Origin of the sequence: Parabacteroides sp. PFB2-10, from assembly GCF_029893085.1 — a bacterium.
In the GTDB taxonomy this organism is placed as follows: domain Bacteria; phylum Bacteroidota; class Bacteroidia; order Bacteroidales; family Tannerellaceae; genus QVMG01.
In genome coordinates, this window is sequence record NZ_JARXWI010000019.1 from 15,010 (window position 1) to 28,682 (window position 13,673).

7 protein-coding genes are annotated in these 13,673 nt (G+C 49.3%); 6 read left to right on the forward strand and 1 reads right to left on the reverse strand.

Annotated elements, in window-relative coordinates; all coding sequences use genetic code 11:
• Positions 1–19 precede the first annotated feature (19 nt).
• Positions 20–1,078, forward strand: a complete 1,059-nt coding sequence (locus tag M2137_RS13080) for a glycoside hydrolase family 43 protein (RefSeq protein ID WP_280766898.1) — start codon at positions 20–22, stop codon at positions 1,076–1,078.
• A 570-nt stretch (positions 1,079–1,648) separates the two neighbouring features.
• On the opposite strand, the gene M2137_RS13085 is transcribed toward M2137_RS13080, so the two are convergent.
• Entirely contained in the window at positions 1,649–3,259 is a 1,611-nt protein-coding gene (locus M2137_RS13085) for a glycoside hydrolase family 28 protein (protein WP_280766899.1), read from the reverse strand.
• Positions 3,260–3,508: 249 nt separating this feature from the next.
• Here M2137_RS13085 and M2137_RS13090 point away from each other — a divergent pair, with 249 nt between their 5' ends.
• From M2137_RS13090 to M2137_RS13110, 5 genes are all read left to right on the forward strand, one after another.
• A complete protein-coding gene (locus M2137_RS13090; RefSeq protein WP_280766900.1) occupies positions 3,509–6,736 on the forward strand; it encodes a TonB-dependent receptor in 3,228 nt (1,075 codons plus the stop codon).
• A 20-nt stretch (positions 6,737–6,756) separates the two neighbouring features.
• On the forward strand, positions 6,757–8,532 hold the full coding sequence (locus tag M2137_RS13095; protein WP_280766901.1) for a RagB/SusD family nutrient uptake outer membrane protein: 1,776 nt from the start codon (positions 6,757–6,759) through the stop codon (positions 8,530–8,532).
• Between the two features lie 93 nt (positions 8,533–8,625).
• Positions 8,626–10,299 (forward strand): pectinesterase family protein, encoded by a 1,674-nt coding sequence (locus tag M2137_RS13100; RefSeq protein ID WP_280766902.1) that lies wholly within the window; start codon positions 8,626–8,628, stop codon positions 10,297–10,299.
• 347 nt (positions 10,300–10,646) lie between these two features.
• Positions 10,647–12,500 carry a 2-oxoacid:acceptor oxidoreductase subunit alpha gene (locus M2137_RS13105; protein ID WP_280766903.1) on the forward strand — a complete coding sequence of 618 codons (1,854 nt, stop codon included), beginning with the start codon at positions 10,647–10,649 and terminating at the stop codon, positions 12,498–12,500.
• Positions 12,501–12,503: 3 nt separating this feature from the next.
• On the forward strand, positions 12,504–13,541 hold the full coding sequence (locus M2137_RS13110) for a 2-oxoacid:ferredoxin oxidoreductase subunit beta (RefSeq protein ID WP_280766904.1): 1,038 nt from the start codon (positions 12,504–12,506) through the stop codon (positions 13,539–13,541).
• Positions 13,542–13,673 lie beyond the last annotated feature (132 nt).

Here is a 13,673-nt window from a genome sequence, read left to right on the forward strand (position 1 = left end):
AATAATAAAGTAACGGATCATGATAAAGCCAATAGGCCATTATTTTATATTTTTATGCATACTGCTTCTGGCGGCATGCAACCCAACGCATAAAACATCTCCTGAGGAGGGCTATAAATTGCTCGTCGGATGGGGATCACGCCCGCCGACTACCCTGCCTTTCGATTCCCTGATAATAAGTGACCCGTTCATCCTGGCGGATGAAGAGAGCAAGATGTATTACTTAGTCGGATCAGGCGGCAGCCTGTGGAAAAGCCCGGATCTCGACATGTGGGAAGGGCCTTTCAACTACATTGAGATAGACACCACCTCATGGATGGGAAAACGCCCTCTTGTATGGGCGCCCGAACTGCATAAGCGGGGCGACCTCTACTATTGTATCGCCACCTTTACCAATACGCAACTCTTAGTCGATACGGTACCGGGACGCTACGAGGTGCAGCGGCGTTCACCCCATATATTGGTATCCGAAAAGCCGGAAGGCCCCTATCGCCCCCTGAGCAACACACCCTACCTGCCGGAGAAATGGTCGACCCTCGACGGCACGCTCTGGGTGGAAGAAGGCAAGCCCTATCTGGTCTTTTGTCACGATTGGATGCAGACCACCGATGGGATTGTGAAATATGTCGAACTCGCCCCCGACCTCTCTGCCTCTGTCGGCGAGCCGGTGGCGATGTTCAAAGCTTCGGATGCCCCTTGGCCGAGAGAGATGCGCTCGATTGGTGAACTTACCTATGGCATGTCTTTAGACGGCTATGTGATCGACGGTCCCTTCTTCTTCCGGACAGACAACGGACGGCTGGGCATGCTCTGGTCGAGCTGGAGTGATCAACGTTATGCGCAAGGAGTGGCCTATGCTATCACCGGAAAGCTATCCGGTCCCTGGCAACAGATGGCAACCCCGTTAGTGCCCGAAAATTCCGGCCATGCCATGTTGTTTCGCACCTTCGAAGGCAAACCATTGATGTCACTGCATACGCAGAGCCTGGACATGGAGAAGCCCGGACCACGACGACCGGCCTTATTGGAAGTCGATCTTTCGGGCAATGAACTAAAGATTCTGGGAAGATACCGATAAAGGGGATAGACTCCTCCCTCGCAGCGCCGTGAGCGGCAACCTTCAAATTCAGCCACCTCACAAAAGCGTAAACAAACGTTAATTTCACCATTTCCAACGAAACCCCCAATTTACGATTTGTAATTTCCGAGGGACTTTGCGCGCAAAAAAGCGGGACTTCGGAGACAAACTCCCGGGAGAAACACTTTTTAACGTATGGATTTGTAAGTAAAACGGGCGTTTTGCTTACAATCGCTATTTTAACATTTCAGGAGTTGGGGTGCGGAAATGAACGGTGAGATCTTCAAAGAGGAAAGGATTGGAAGATGGAAATCAAGAGAAGGTGGTGGTCAAGAAGTCCGGAAGGACTTTAGAATCTTCACATTTTCCCACATTTGAAGATCCCATCTCCTATTTCCTTCACACATTACATTATTAACCTTAAGCCTCCCCTTGGGGGAGGTTTGGAGGGGCTGCATCTTCAATTATTACCATATTAGCATATGCTGCACAAGTCCTCCGCTTGGAGAGGCGGAGGTTGCTTAGTGTAAGTGTAAGTAGTGTAAGCGTAAAACAAACAACGCTTGGGTATCATTCATTAATCAGCAGCTGCAAAGAGGTAGCTCCGGAGTCGGCCACCGGTTGCCCGTTGACGGTCAGCTGGCTGGTGTATTGCGCAAGCAATTCTTTTCCCTCCTTCACATATATATGTACGTTTTTTACCGAAACTTTTTCTGTATGTATCAATTCCATGCCCTGATCAGCGGTGATCTGAATATCTTCCAGCGTGATATTTTGGATTTTCATCTCGGGAAGTCCGTTGAAGAGCATCGCACGGCGCGCCCCTTTACAGGTGACATTCCGGATCGATATATTGCGAAACGAAGGGGTCTCTTCCGTTACCGCAGGCAAGACAGCCTGAATGGTTTTGCCCTCTTCCAATTCTTCCAAGGCCGATTTGCCACTATAGAACAGATCGAACAGGATCGGTTCGGTCGGGATATCGGTCATCCGGATATTCTCGATCCATATATTCTCCACCACTCCTCCCCGGCCGCGGGTGCTCTTAAAACGAAGCCCCACGTCGGTGCCCATAAACAGACAGTCGGCCACATAGATATTCTTCACACCGCCCGACATCTCGCTGCCTACGACAAAGCCACCATGTCCGTGCAATACTTCATTGTTCTTTATGATCACATTCTCACAGGGTACGTTCCTGTCGCGGCCATCCTGGTCTTTGCCCGACTTAAGACAGATCGCGTCATCGCCCACATCAAACAAATTGCCGATAATCAGTGCATCCTTACAGGATTCCAGGTCCAATCCATCGCCATTTTGCGAATACCAGGGATTGAACACCTTGACATCCGACATGATAAACTTTTCGCACATCAACGGATGAATACCCCAGGCCGGCGAGTTACGGAAAGTCACTCCTTCCAATAAAACACCCTTGCAACCGATCAGACTCACCAATACCGGACGCAGCCAGTGATGGATATCTTCCCATTCGGCATCGGTCGTCAGGTTTTGTGGGTTATTGAACATATCACTCGTTTTATACCCCCGCAACGATTCTTCGCTGGGAAACCAGATATCCCCCTTTTCATTGAGCACCCCTCCGGAGGCAATGAGTTTGCGCCATTGAGCGTTCGTCATCTTATCCCTCTTCACAAAGCGCCAGGCATCGCCCGATCCGTCGAACACTCCTTCGCCCGTAACAGCAATATTTTGTACGTTACGCGCGTGTATAGGTGAGGTCGAACGGCGTGTGTTCAGCCCCTCGAAAGAGGTCTCAATGATGGGATAAAGCGATTTGTCGGGATTGAACACAACAAGCGCGTTAGCCTCGGCATGCAGATTGATATTATCCAAGAGTTTGATCGGTCCTGTCAGCCAGATGCCGGCAGGTATCACCACCCTGCCTCCGCCCTGAGCCGAAAGTTCTTCGATAGCCCGGTTGATCGCCTCCGTATTCATGGCTATGCCATCGCCGACAGCGCCATAATCAATAATATTCACCGAACGATCCGGGAAAACAGGCCGTTCGAAAGCCTCTATTGGGAAGGGGACATGATCAAAATAAGCGGCTAAGGAGCTCTCTGCGGCAACGGTCGATCCGGGAGTAGCCTGACACCCGGTAAAAGCCAATATTCCGGCAAGGAAAAAGGAGCATAGTGGAATGGATGCTGTTTTCATGTGTATTCGATTGTATAGTTTTTATTATTTTATTCCGAATGCAATATTATAGTGTTCGGCTTGCAGTTTGGGTGAATATTTGTTTTTTTGCAGAGAGAAATTGGTAAAGATGTTTGATTTTTGGTTTTGATGTGGAAAAATTGGTTTCAGTCAATTATTTCACATAAATGAACAATCTGTAAACATCGAACCAATACGGACGCCATACATTTGCAGCTAATGATTAGTTAATTAATAAATCTATCTATCATGAATAGACAAAAAGTAAACAAAGTACACAAAGGATTATTTACATTCCTATTGAGTTTTCTCAGTGTGGTTGCTTTTGCCCAGGGACGCCAGATAACGGGTACTGTGACAGACGCGACCGGTGAACCGATGATTGGGGTCAACGTGTTAGTCAAAGGAACGACTAACGGCGCCATTACCAATCTGGATGGTGAGTACGTTATCTCTAATGTAGGGAATGACGCTGTTTTATCTGTTTCCTACATCGGCTACCTGGCGCAAGAAATCGCCGTTGGCAACCAATCTGTTATTAATGTAACGCTTCGTGAAGACTCACAAGCGCTGGACGAAGTAGTGGTTATCGGGTACGGTACGATGAAAAAGACCGACGTAACCGGCTCTCTGGCATCTGTTTCTTCTGAGAAGATCAGTGCGCGCGGAGCACTTCGCGTAGAAGATGCCCTGCAGGGATCAGTACCGGGGGTTAACATCACGCAATCAAACAGCCGTGCTAACGGTAGTTTCAGTATTCAGATCCGTGGTCAGGCATCCATCAACAAGACCAGCGGTCCGCTCTATGTAGTGGATGGTATGGTTGTCTCTTCTATCGACTTCCTGAACCCGGAAGATATCGAACGTATCGACGTATTGAAGGATGCCTCTTCAACGGCTATCTATGGTTCACGCGCTTCGGAAGGTGTGATTATCATTTCTACCAAAGGAACCGGTGCGGGACAGAACAAATCACAACCGGTAGAGATCTCTTACGACGGATATTATGGTATCCGTGAAGTAGCGCGCATGCCGGACTTTATGGATGCAACGGAATGGATGAATTATCGTTTTGCCCGTTATACACTGGGGGGAGGCGATGCTACCGGACGTGCCAAATACACTATCAGCGACGGTGACCTTCAGTCCGTATTCCAGAATGGTACCGAATGGAAAGGCTCTCCTTTGCATAATCGTTGGATGAACAATGAAGGCTATGACTGGGCAAGCGAGGTATTGCAGACGGCTTCTCAACAGAACCACTTCCTCAGCCTGAGCGGCGCTTCCGAAAAGACCAACTATCGTTTGGGCGTTGGTTATCAGAGCGAAGAGAACGTGTTCAAAATGAATGACTATGAGCGTATCAATATCAAAGGATCTTTCGACAGCAAATTGTCTAAGGTGGTAGAAGCCGGTATGGCCGTCAACTTAGTATACGATGTACAGAACGACTGGTTCACGGACGCATCGAATGCCTACTCTCCTTATAACAACGCTTTCTGGTTTGCACCGGTGGTTTCTCCCTGGGACGAAGAGGGTAACCTGTTGGCTATTCCTGCTAAAGTGGGTAAGATGTCATTGACCTCTACGCCTTCTCCGTTGGTTGACTTCGATATCGACGCTTATCAGAACGAAAGCCGTAAGTTCCATGTGTTTGGCAACCTGTATCTGCGCTTCAACATCATGGATGGACTGCGCTTTACCACCACCTTCTCTCCGAACTTCTACCACGGACGTCAGGGTACCTTCATGGGAACAGGAGTATCGGATAAGTATCCGTTAGGAACCGCTTATTTCCAGAACAAGAAAAACAATTATGGCTCAGTGGTAAACACCGACCGCTTAGACTGGACATGGGACAACCAGATCGACTACAATAAGACCTGGGGCGAACACAGAATCAACGCGATGGGAATGTTCTCTTTGTATTCAACCAACAGAGAGACCTATACGCAGTCGGTCACCAATATTTCCGACGACAAACTATCGTTCCACTCCATGGGTAAAGGATCAGGTACGAAGACAATCGCTTCAACTTATACCGAATCTTCTTTAGTTTCGGCTGCCGCTCGTTTGAACTACGCGTTCCGCGATCGCTATATGGCAACTGTTACCCTGCGTACTGACGGTTCTTCCCGTTTTGCTCCGGATAACCGTTGGGGATGGTTCCCATCAGCCGCCGTTGCCTGGCGTGCTTCTGAAGAAGGATTCATGGACAACGCAGAATGGTTAGACAACTTGAAGTTCCGTTTGTCATACGGTATCACAGGTAATAACAACGTAGGTGATTACGCAACTGCTTCTTCAGCAGCCGGTCCGACGTATGCTACTATCGGTGGCAGCGAATACCAAGGTTACTATGCCAACGGTTTGATCGACCGGTTCTTAGTTTGGGAAAAGATCAAAGAGTTCAACTTCGGGGTAGACTTCGCCGTATTGAACAACCGTGTTAATCTAACAGCCGATGCTTACAACCGTTTGTCCGACGGACAAATCATGGATGCGACTGTTCCTATTGAAACAGGTGAAAGCAAAATCACGACCAATATCGGTGCCGTACGCAACAGAGGTATTGAATTAGGGTTGAACTTAGGGATAGTACGCAACCGCGAATTTATGTGGGATGTCAATTTAGCCTTTGCCCGCAACTGGAGCAAGATCACCGAACTGCCCAACGGCGATGATATCGACAAGAACTGGTTTATCGGCGAACGCCTGAACGTATTACGCGACTACACGTCTGCCGGTATCATTACCGAAGATGGTGTGACCATGAAAACAAAGGATGGCGACCGTCATTATTCACTGCAAGAGGTATACGACACCTTCGGTGCCGGTGGTCAGAAACTGAAATGGTATGAAGGCCAGCTGGCAGTAAACGACTGGGACAACAACGGTAAGATCGACGCCGATGACAAGCAGATCTTCGCTTGCACCGATCCGACATGGACTGGTAGCATTAGCTCTACCATGGCTTACAAAGGTTTCGACTTCTCTTTTATGATCTATACCAAACAGGGACAGTGGTCTCGCAGTTATTTCCACGAGCAATACCAGAATTATGGCGACCGTGGACGTCAGAAGATGAGCTTCGACTACTATATCCCGGCAGGCACTCCGGTACTGGATCCGGTAACAGGTGATGTAACCACACAGGCAACAGCGCATATCGGTAAATATCCTTACCCGAACAATACAGAAAAGACAGGGGGAGGTTACTTCAGCAGCAGCAGTGCCGCCGTACGCTACCATGATACCTCTTTTGTGAAAGTGAAGAATATCACCCTGGGGTATACATTCCCCAAAGAATGGATGAACAAAGTGATGGTTAAACATCTTCGTTTGTATGTGAATGTGCTCAATCCGTTCTGTTTCACAAACTATGAAGGATTCGACCCGGAATGGGCAAGTGCAAACCTGACCAATGGTGGACCTGCTTCCATTACTTACCAGATTGGTGCGAATATTAAGTTCTAATAATATTAATTGACAAAGACATGAAGATCTATAAGAAAATAATATATGCTATGTGTATGGTTGGAACCATGACACTGGCGGGATGTGATGAGTTTCTCACTCCGGACAATAAGAGTTCCGTAACGGACTCCGACTTTTTCTCAACAGCTTCGGGCTTTCAATCACTCGTGTACGATGCTTACGCCCAGCTGGTTGATATCTACAACAGCACCAACGTGACCACCTATTTCAATGCCGGCACAGACCTCTATCAGGATGGTCGTAGCGATATCGACGCGGCGCATCACCGTTGGTCGAACTTCACCCCGGAAAACGGCGTGGTAAAAACATTCTATGTCGACTGTTATGACGGTATCCGCGCTTGTCTGGCTATTCCCTATTATGCCGATATAGCCAGTGTGAGTGATGCCGAAAAGCAAAAAGCGATAGACCAGGGTCGTTTCATCAACGCCATGTTCTATTATCTATTGGTAAATAACTTTGGCGGTGTGCCTTTAGTAACCTCTTACGCGGCAACAGCTGTTAAGGGATATCCGCGTGCCTCAGCCGAAGAGGTATATACCTATATCATTGACGAACTGAAAAGCGTGATAGCAAACAACGCCTTGGTAGCCTCTTCCGCGACCAAAGGTGGTGGTGAAGCAAGCATCGAAGCGGCGAAAGCATTATTGGCTAAGACATACCTGGCTGCGGCTTGGGACTTAGGCAATCAGTCTTATTTTGCGGAAGCAGCTAAATATGCCGACGAAGTGATTGGCGGACGCTCGCTGACAACCGAATTTGCGGACCTCTGGGCAGCTGACCGTTCTGGCGACGACAACGCGGAGTTTATCTTCGATATCGAATACGATCAAGCCAGTTCACACGACGCTGACGCCGGTAACCGCTGGCAGTCATTCTTCTCGAACTACTATGGTGGTGCTGAAGAAGGGATGAAAAACGGATCTTCCAGCTTTATTCCTCTGATGCATACCCTGAGAATGTTCGAAAAAGGCGACAAACGCTATGACGCGACTTTCCTGAGAACCCTGTTGGTTAGCAAAATGTGGGATCCGGCAAACGGATTCAAAGAAGACGGCAAACCGCTGGGCGATTACTTTGCTTTCTATAGCAATGGTAATACGGCAAAAGGCAAATTAGTAGGTGTTTATTATCCGGCCTATTGGGAGTGCGACGAGGCTTCTGTTGCCGCCTGGCGCGCGGAAGATCCGGAAAACCGGGCTAACACCTTTGTGATCCCGCAGACCGACAAAACAGCGCAGATGGAACCGATGTCGAACTATATGACCGACCTGGAAGATTACCCCAGCGGATTGATCATGAAATACGACTTTGAAGAGTCGCAAAGAAAGAGCTGGTCTATACATCCCTGCAAAAAGTTCGACGACAGCAAGAACCCGTTCTATGCTGCCGGAAAAAGCTTCCGTGACCTGCATATTATCACCCTACCGGAGATATTCCTCGTAGCTGCTGAGGCTCATCTGAAAAAGGGTGACAACACAGCCGCTTTGGCTCGTCTGAACAGCGTACGCAAGCGTGCCGGCGTGGCCGATGCCACCAGCATCGACATCGACGCTATCCTGAAAGAATCAGCCTGCGAACTCTTTGGTAACGGTTACCGCCGCATGGATCTTCGCCGTACAGGCAAGCTGATCGAATACAACAACCTGCACAACCCGCATTTGAAAGGGAACGCAGCGTCTACAATCGGACAGAAACTGTTGTGGCCGATACCACAGGCAGCTATCGATGCCAACGACCAGTTGACAGCAGCCGATCAAAATCCTGGATATTAATGATAGATAGGTAATAGTTTTTTTTAGATTTGCCCCGAACTTTCTCTGGAAGGTTCGGGGCTTTACTGTCAAATGTATTAAAATTGATATTATATGAAAATCCAAAAGTTACTTCCACTTTTCTGTTGTGTTGCTCTCCTATTACCTCTCCTGGCTTTCGCGCCAAAACAGAGTTTCACCATCTTTATGATCGGCGACTCTACCATGGCTAACAAAAATCTGACAGGCGGCAACCCGGAACGTGGCTGGGGGCATGTACTGCCTGGATTCTTTTCTGAAGATGTACGCGTTGACAACCATGCGGTCAACGGACAAAGCAGCAAAAGCTTCATCGACGATGGACGCTGGGACGCGGTTATTTCGCAAGTGAAACCGGGCGATTATGTCTTTATCCAGTTTGGACATAACGACCAGAAAACAAGAGAAGACCGCTACACAAAGCCCGGCAGCACCTTCGATGACAACCTCAAACGGTTCATCACCGAAACACGCGCCAAAGGGGGAACACCGGTATTGTTCACCTCGATTGTGCGTCGCCAGTTCGATGAGAACGGCTTGTTGAAAGATACCCATGGCGACTATATCACAGCCACCAAAAATGTAGCGCGCGAAACCAATACCCTCCTGATCGATCTTTGCCAGCAAACGCACGACTGGATACAGGCCTTAGGCGATGAAGCCACCCGTCAATACTTTATGTGGGTGCCTAAAAATACGCTACCCTGCTGCCCGGAGGGGAAAGAAGACAACACACATCTGAACGTAGCCGGAGCCAAGATCGTAGCCGGCATGGCTGTTCAGTCACTCGGAGAAGCCATCCCCGAGATGCGCCCTTTCTTCCGTCAATACGACTTCGTAGTTGCCCAGGATGGCTCCGGTGATTTCTTCACGGTGCAGGAGGCGATCAACGCCGTGCCCGACTATCGCAAAGAGGCGCGCACCCGTATCCTGATCCGGAAAGGGGAATACAAAGAGAAGCTGATCGTGCCCGAGAACAAAATAGGCGTCTCTCTTATCGGAGAAGAGGGTGCCGTATTGACCTACGACGATTACGCGCAGAAAAAGAACATCTTCGGTGAAGACAAATCCACCTCCGGTTCGGCTTCCTCTTATCTCTACGGCGACAACTTCTATGCGGAGAACATAACCTTTTGCAATAGTGCGGGACCGGTAGGACAAGCCGTGGCGGCCTTGGTAGCCGGCGACCGGACGGTATTCAAACGTTGCCGTTTCTTAGGCTTCCAAGATACGCTCTATACCTACGGGATGAATAGCCGACAATATTACGAAGAGTGTTATATCGAGGGCTCTGTCGACTTTATTTTCGGTTGGTCGACAGTGGTGTTCAACCGTTGCCATATCCACAACAAACGGAACGGCTATGTGACCGCCCCCGCCACCCCCGAAGAACGCGATTACGGATATGTGTTTTTAGACTGTGAATTGACCGCCGACGAAGGAGTCGATAAGGTCTACCTCTCCCGCCCCTGGCGCGATTATGCCAAAGCGGTTTTCATCCGCTGCCAACTCGGTCGCCACATCCTGCCCGAAGGATGGCATAATTGGAATAAGAAACATGCCGAAGCCACCATCTATTATGCCGAGTACCAAAACAACGGCGAAGGCGCCCATCCGGCAAATAGGCGTGCCTCGTTTGCCCGCCAACTGACAAACCCGGAGGCCTACACCATCGAACGCATCCTGGCCGGCCTGGACAACTGGAATCCACTAAGCGATCCGGAAACATTGCTATTGGAAAAGCGGTGAACACCAAATAGCATATTGTAAGCAAAAATGCCTTTTTGCCTTACAATATGCTACGTTAAAAATCAACAATCGCTTAGCCGCCAAGGCGTAAAGCGAATGATTCTCCCGGGACTTTTTCACAAAGTCCCGCAATTTTGATAAAAAAAAAATTGGGTTTGTTGACATAGAAGCCTTCGACAGGGTGGTCGAGTATATATTTACATAAGGGGAAAAACGAGTCAGTAATTGTATCGCAATAAATACCCTTTGGGATATCCGTCGTTTGAGTTTATTATTTACCTTTGCTTCGTTTTGGTTCTTTTGTATAATGAAACTAACTTAAATATCAAAGCGAAAACAAAGTAATTATGGCAGAACAAACGAAAGTGACAACTGTAGACAAAGTTGTCATCCGTTTCTCGGGAGACTCGGGTGACGGTATGCAGTTAACCGGTACTATCTTTTCCAACTTGTCGGCGATATTCGGGAATGAGATCTCTACGTTCCCTGATTTTCCCGCGGAAATCCGTGCGCCTCAAGGTTCCTTGAGTGGTGTATCCGGGTATCAGGTTCACCTGGGATCCCGCAAAGTATTCACTCCGGGCGATAAGGCTGATGTATTGGTGGCAATGAATCCAGCGGCGCTGAAGGTGAATGTGAAATTCCTGAAGCCGGACTCCATTGTGATAATCGACACCGATTCGTTCCAGAAAAACGATCTGGACAAAGCGTTGTTTACGACCGACGACCCCTTCGCGGAATTGGGGTTGGGCACGGTGCAGGTCGTAGCAGCTCCTATCTCTTCGATGGTAAAAGAGGGATTGAAAGAGTTCGGACTCGACAATAAGTCGGCGGTTCGCAGCAAAAATATGTTTGCCCTGGGGCTGGTGTGCTGGTTGTTCGAGCGTCCGCTGGATGGTGCTATGCACATGCTGGAAAACAAATTTGCCAAAAAACCGACTATCGCGCAGGCCAATATCAAAGCGCTTGTCGACGGCTATAATTACGGAAATAATATTCATGCCCGCGTTTCTACCTACCGCATCGAAGCGATGCAGTGTGAACCGGGATTTTATACCGATATCAACGGCAACAAGGCCACTTCTTACGGATTGATCGCGGCTGCCGAGAAGGCAGGATTGAAGCTCTTCCTGGGAAGTTACCCGATCACACCGGCTACCGATATCCTGCAGGAGCTTTCCGCCCGCAAAGAATTAGGCGTGAAAGGATTGCAGTTTGAAGACGAGATTGCCGGTATCTGTACGTCGATCGGTGCCAGCTTTGCCGGCGCCCTAGCGGCTACCTCTACGTCCGGCCCGGGATTGGCCTTGAAGAGCGAGGCGATTGGCCTGGCGGTGATTGCCGAGATACCTTTGGTGGTGGTCGATGTGCAACGCGGCGGTCCTTCTACCGGATTGCCTACCAAGAGCGAACAGACCGACCTGATGCAGGCACTTTACGGACGTAACGGTGAAAGCCCCGTGGTGGTGATTGCTGCCTCTACGCCTACCGACTGCTTCGACGCGGCTTACTGGTCGGCCAAACTGGCGGTGGAACACATGACTCCGGTTATTTTATTGACCGATTCTTATATTGCCAACGGCTCTTCGGCCTGGCGTTTGCCTGATCTGGAAAACTATCCGGAGATCAAACCGCCCTACGTGGATCAATACGACGGGGAACGTCCCTGGAAGCCTTACCGCCGAAATCAGGAGAACCTGGTGCGTTACTGGGCTGTACCGGGCACACCGGATCACGCGCACCGTATCGGTGGATTGGAAAAAGACTATGACAACAGTGCGATCTCGACCGACCCGATCAACCACCAGAAGATGGTGGAAACGCGTCAGGCGAAGATCGATAAGATTGCTGACTATATACCCGAACTGGAAGTGATTGGCGACGCGGATGCCGAGTTGCTGATTGTTGGCTGGGGTGGCACCTACGGACACCTCTATGAAGCGATGGAGACCATGCAGGAACAGGGCAAGAAAGTGGCTCTGGCTCACTTTAAGTTTATCAGCCCGCTGCCGAAGAATACCGAAGAGGTATTGAAAAAATACAAAAAGGTGGTGGTGACCGAGCAGAACAAAGGGCAGTTTGCCAACTACCTGCGCAGCAAAATCTCCGGATTCAATCCGTATAAGTTTAACCGCGTGAAAGGACAGCCATTCGTCGTAAGCCGTTTGGTAGAAGAATTCACAAAAATACTGGAGGCATAAGACATGGAAGATATGATCAAATTTCAGGCAAAAGATTATAAGAGTGATCAACATGTGCGTTGGTGCCCGGGTTGTGGCGACCATGCCGTATTGAACTGTATTCACAAAGCAATGGCACAGATTGGTGTCGATCCGAAAGATATCGCGGTTATTTCCGGTATCGGTTGTTCGTCACGCTTGCCCTATTATATGAATTCGTATGGCTTCCATACGATTCACGGCCGCGCGGCGGCGATCGCCACCGGCGTAAAAACAGCTCGTCCCGACCTGAGCGTATGGGTGATGACAGGCGATGGCGACTGTCTGGCGATTGGTGGTAACCACTTTATCCATGCCGTACGCCGTAATGTGGATCTCAATATCGCGCTGTTCAACAATAAGATATACGGCTTGACCAAGGGTCAGTATTCACCTACATCGGATCGCGGTAAGGTGAGCAAGAGCTCTCCGTACGGAACGGTGGAAGATCCGTTTATCCCGGCTGAACTGGCGTTGGGCGCGCGTGGCACCTTCTTTGCCCGTACGATCGACGTAGACCTGAAGAATACGACCGACGTGATGGAAGCGGCAGCGCGCCACAAAGGGGCGTCCGTGGTGGAAGTTCTGGTGAACTGCGTGATCTTCAACGATGGCATCCACAAACAGATTGTCGACAAGGAATACCGTCCGGAACGGACTATCTTCCTGCGCCATGGCGAAAAGATGCTGTTTGGCAAAGAGAACGAAAAAGGAATCGTACTCGACGGCTTGAAACTGAAGGCGGTTACCATTGGCGAAGGCGGATATACATTGGAAGATGTATTGGTGCATGATGCTAATGAGCAAGACCCGACCCTGCATATGATGCTGGGCATGATGGGCGGCGATCTACCGGTGGCCTTAGGTGTGATCCGCGACGTGGAAGCGCCGGTATACGACCAAGAGGTAGAAAAACAGATTGCCGACGTACAGGCTAAAAACCCGACACGCACCCTGAAGGAACTCCTGATGCAGGGAGAGGTATGGGAAGTGAAAGCCCGCCCGTGCGATTGCAAGGATTGATTGCCGATAGAAATATTCTGAAGAGGATGTATCACTTTTGATACATCCTCTTCTTATAACGCTAAACTAAACCCCACTCTAACCAATCGCCACCAGGCGAAAAAAAGCGATAAAATCAAGAGCCAAACAAAC